At 32.0% G+C, this 3,939-nt stretch carries 3 protein-coding genes and 1 riboswitch; all 3 genes read left to right on the top strand.

Annotated features, from left to right (window positions below):
* Nucleotides 1–52 precede the first annotated feature (52 nt).
* Nucleotides 53–136, top strand: a riboswitch (cyclic di-GMP riboswitch).
* 89 nt (nt 137–225) lie between these two features.
* The 3 genes from ACRC03_RS16975 (at nt 226) to ACRC03_RS16965 (ending at nt 3,823) form a co-directional block, all read left to right on the top strand.
* Nucleotides 226–717 carry a type IV pilin protein gene (locus ACRC03_RS16975; RefSeq protein ID WP_438653787.1) on the top strand — a complete coding sequence of 164 codons (492 nt, stop codon included), beginning with the start codon at nt 226–228 and terminating at the stop codon, nt 715–717.
* 206 nt (nt 718–923) lie between these two features.
* A complete protein-coding gene (locus ACRC03_RS16970) occupies nt 924–2,603 on the top strand; it encodes a GspE/PulE family protein (RefSeq protein WP_438653786.1) in 1,680 nt (559 codons plus the stop codon).
* Nucleotides 2,604–2,617: 14 nt separating this feature from the next.
* Nucleotides 2,618–3,823: a type II secretion system F family protein gene (locus ACRC03_RS16965; protein ID WP_438653785.1), complete on the top strand. Its 1,206-nt coding sequence runs from the start codon at nt 2,618–2,620 to the stop codon at nt 3,821–3,823.
* Nucleotides 3,824–3,939 lie beyond the last annotated feature (116 nt).

Here is a 3,939-nt window from a genome sequence, read left to right as displayed (position 1 = left end):
ATGGTATAAAAATATTGATTTAAAGTTTTTTGGATGTTATTATAAATGTATAAGTATAATTAGAAACTGTGATATATATTCTGTATGTGGGCACCTGGGATATATGGAGTTAGTGGTGCAACCGGCTATGTTTATTAGGCAACTGACTACAGTTGGCTCGAAATAAGGATGGCTTTTTTTATCCGGAGTTTTGGTAGGAATTATAAAAATATGGGGGGAAGTTTAATGTTTAAGAATGTAAAGAAGAAGAAAAATAACAAAGGTTTTACGTTAGTAGAATTATTAGTAGTAATAGCAATTATAGGTGTGCTAGCGGTTGTTGCAGTGCCATCATTATTTACTCAAATAGAAAAAAGTAAAGTTGCTAGTGTTGAGTCTGATATTAGTGCTATAAAATCTGCTGCAATAGCTAAATATGCAGATGGAACACTTACTATGGGTGATGTTGACACTGTATTAAAAGGAGAGGTAGAAGGACTTGCTAAAAAGTATGGTGGTACTTATGTTTTAAGTGTAAAGGGAGGTAGTGATACTGACGCTAAAAATATAATTTTGACTATAACGCCGGATTCAGATAGCACATTTAGTCAAACTGCAGTAAAAAAACTTGGAGATGATTTTGGATTAGCATATACAGATGGAACGACATCTGCTGATGGAGATAATGGAACCGTATCAACAACATCGTTAGTATACACAGTAGTAAATAAAGACTAGCAACTGTTTAACTAGATAGAAACTGGTCCACTTCGTGTCCCAGTAAGACCCCCAGGGGTGCAATTTATACAAGAATTTAAAGGATATAGTCATAAAAAGACGAAATATATTTTCAGTATGACCCCCGGGGGTAGTAACTTGTCCACTTCGTGTGTCAGTACAACCCTCGGGGTTTTTTAGTTAATCAACAATAGGAGGTGCATACAATGTCAAAAAAAATAAGAATTGGAGATAAACTAGTTCAATATGGATATATAACAGAAGAACAACTACAAAAAGCCTTATCACTACAAAGAGGAACAGGAAAAAGAATAGGTGAAATCCTAATAGAACAAGGATTAATAACAGCAGAATTACTTACAAATGTACTAACAGAACTACTAAATGTGGACAGTATAGATCTTACCCCTTCAAATATAAGACCAGAGGCAATTCATAAAGTACCTCAGAATATATGCAAAAGACACAAAGTATGCCCTTATAAAATAGAAGACAATAGACTATATCTAGCTATGGAAGATCCGCAAAATATGGAAGCCATCCAAGATGTTAGGCGTATAACGGGTATGGATGTGGTGTCAAGTATATCAACAATAGCAGAAATAAATCAAGCTATAGAATTATGGTATTCGAGTACAGATATAGATAAAGCTATAAGCGAATATGCTAGAAATGAAGTACACAGTACAATAAAAGACGATATAACAGGAGAAGAAGATGTAAACTCAGCTCCTATAGTAAGACTAGTACACGGAATACTAGAAAGTGCAGTAAGAAAAAAAGCAAGTGATATTCATATAGAGTATGACGGAGATTTAATGAGAGTTAGGTTTAGAGTAGATGGGATTCTCATGGAACATATGAAAACTAGTTCAAAAGCATATAAAGCAATAATAAGTCGAATAAAAATTATGGCAAATTTAAACATTTCAGAAAAAAGATTGCCACAAGATGGTAGAATATACCTAACAGTAGACAATAAACCAGTAGATTTTAGAGTTTCAACAATGCCGACGAGCAAGGATGAAAAAGTAGTAATGAGAGTACTTGATAAATCGAGCTTTATGGTAAGCAAAGAGAAATTAGGTTTCACTCAAGACAGTATAAAAATGTATGATAGTTTCCTAGCAAAGCCTTATGGACTAATTCTAGTAGTAGGACCAACGGGAAGTGGAAAAACCACAACTTTATACTCTATGCTTAATCAATTAAATGATGTAGAAAAAAACATACTTACAATAGAAGACCCTGTTGAATATGAATTACAAGGGGTAAATCAATCTCAAATTAATTACAAAGCAGGTTTAGACTTTGCAAGTGCACTAAGATCTTTTTTAAGACAAGATCCAGATATAATAATGGTAGGAGAAATTAGAGACCATGATACAGCAGAAATTGCAATAAGAGCTTCTCTTACAGGTCATTTAGTTTTAAGTACCCTACATGCTAATACAGCAGTAGGTGCAATATCAAGGCTTTCAGATATGAATATAGATAGTTTTTTAATAACCTCATCTTTAGTAGGAGTTGTTGCACAAAGGCTAGTTAGAAAAATATGCCCATTCTGTAAACATGAGTATGAAGCAAGTATAGGTGAGAAAAAGGCTTTAGACTATGATACAGATAAGAGCTTGACTTTATATAGAGGTAGTGGATGTGATAAGTGTAACAATACAGGTTATAAGGGTAGGCTAGGGTTATATGAAATGATACAAATAACCAAATCAATAAGGGATTTAATAGACCAAGGAGTAAAAGAAGATATAATTTTGGCTAAGGCTAACGAATTAGGAATGAAAACTATGAGACAAGATGCAGGAATCAAGGTAATGGAAGGACAGACTACAGTAGAAGAAATGATAAGAGCAACATTTATAAGCGATTAAAGGGATGATATAATATGAGCAAATATAGTTATACTGGAATAATGCTAAATGGTTCAAAAACAAAAGGAATTGTTGAAGCAAAAAGTTTAAGTGATGCAAGAAATCAATTAAAAGCAAAGAAAATTAGAATAGTAGACTTAAAAGAAAAAAATGAACAGTCTCTCTTTGGAAATAAAAACAAAAGAAAAAAATTGAAAGCGGATTCAATAAGTCATTTTTGTAGGCAGTTTGCCATAATTATATCATCAGGTATAAATAGTTTAATAGGTTTAGAAACTTTAGCAAAAAGGACAGAGAATAAACTGCTATCATCAGAAATTAATAGGATAGTAGACTCGGTAAGAAAAGGTTCTACAATTGCAGATGCAATGCTAGAAAAAAACTCAAAATTTCCAAGATTATTAGGGGCAATGGTTGCAACTGGAGAAGAAACAGGAACCTTAGAATCTGTATTAAAAAGTATGGCTGTCTTTTATGAGAGAGAACATAGAATAAATCAAAAAATCAAAAACGCTTCAACCTACCCAGCTATTGTAGGAATTTTATCATTGGTTATGCTATTTATATTTACCAGTTTTATAATACCTCAAATGATGAAATCCATATTAGAAATAGGAGCAGAGTTACCTTTATCAACTAAAATTATCATGGCACTTGGTAACTTTATGGGTAAATGGTGGTGGTTAATTTTAATTTTAATTGGAACAGGAATTTATGTATTATTACAATATATAAAAACACCATTAGGAAGAGCTCATAAAGATAGAGTTATAAACAAAGTACCTTTGTTAGGTAAAGGAATAAGTAGTATAGTTGCAATGAGATTTTCAAGGTCATTATATTTATTTGTAGCAACAGGATACCCGCTGTTACAAGGATTAGACCATATAAAAGCCACACTTAACAATTCTATTGCAGAAAAAGCTGTAGCAGAAGCTAAAGAAGGTTTAATAAGAGGAGAAACACTAGCTGAAAACTTAGAAAAGCATAACTATTTTGATTCAGTACTTATACAGATGATAGCAATAGGTGAACAAACAGGTCAATTAGAAACAATAAGCAGCCAAATGGCAGAATTCTATGAACACGAATCAGATATATATTTAACCAGATTAGTTTCTATGATAGAACCAATAATGATTATAATAGTAGGAATAATGGTTGCAATATTAGTTATATCAGTATTTTTACCAATGCTAAGTATATACGACGCTTTATAGAAAGGGGAGCATTAAATGAAATTATATATATCCTATTATGATAATTATATAGCTATAGTTGAAGGCATGTATAATCATAAAAAAGATAAGTTTAATATAAAAAATAGTACTTTTTT

Origin of the sequence: Romboutsia sp. (assembly GCF_051659545.1) — a bacterium.
GTDB lineage: Bacteria > Bacillota > Clostridia > Peptostreptococcales > Peptostreptococcaceae > JBOFOR01.
This window is presented reverse-complemented; position numbering and strand designations above follow the sequence as displayed.

Bases quoted from the DNA above. Each gene is read 5' to 3' on its own strand.
- ACRC03_RS16975 (WP_438653787.1), top strand. From the start codon at position 226: ATGTTTAAGAATGTAAAGAAGAAGAAAAATAACAAAGGTTTTACGTTA.
- ACRC03_RS16970 (WP_438653786.1), top strand. From the start codon at position 924: ATGTCAAAAAAAATAAGAATTGGAGATAAACTAGTTCAATATGGATAT.
- ACRC03_RS16965 (WP_438653785.1), top strand. From the start codon at position 2,618: ATGAGCAAATATAGTTATACTGGAATAATGCTAAATGGTTCAAAAACA.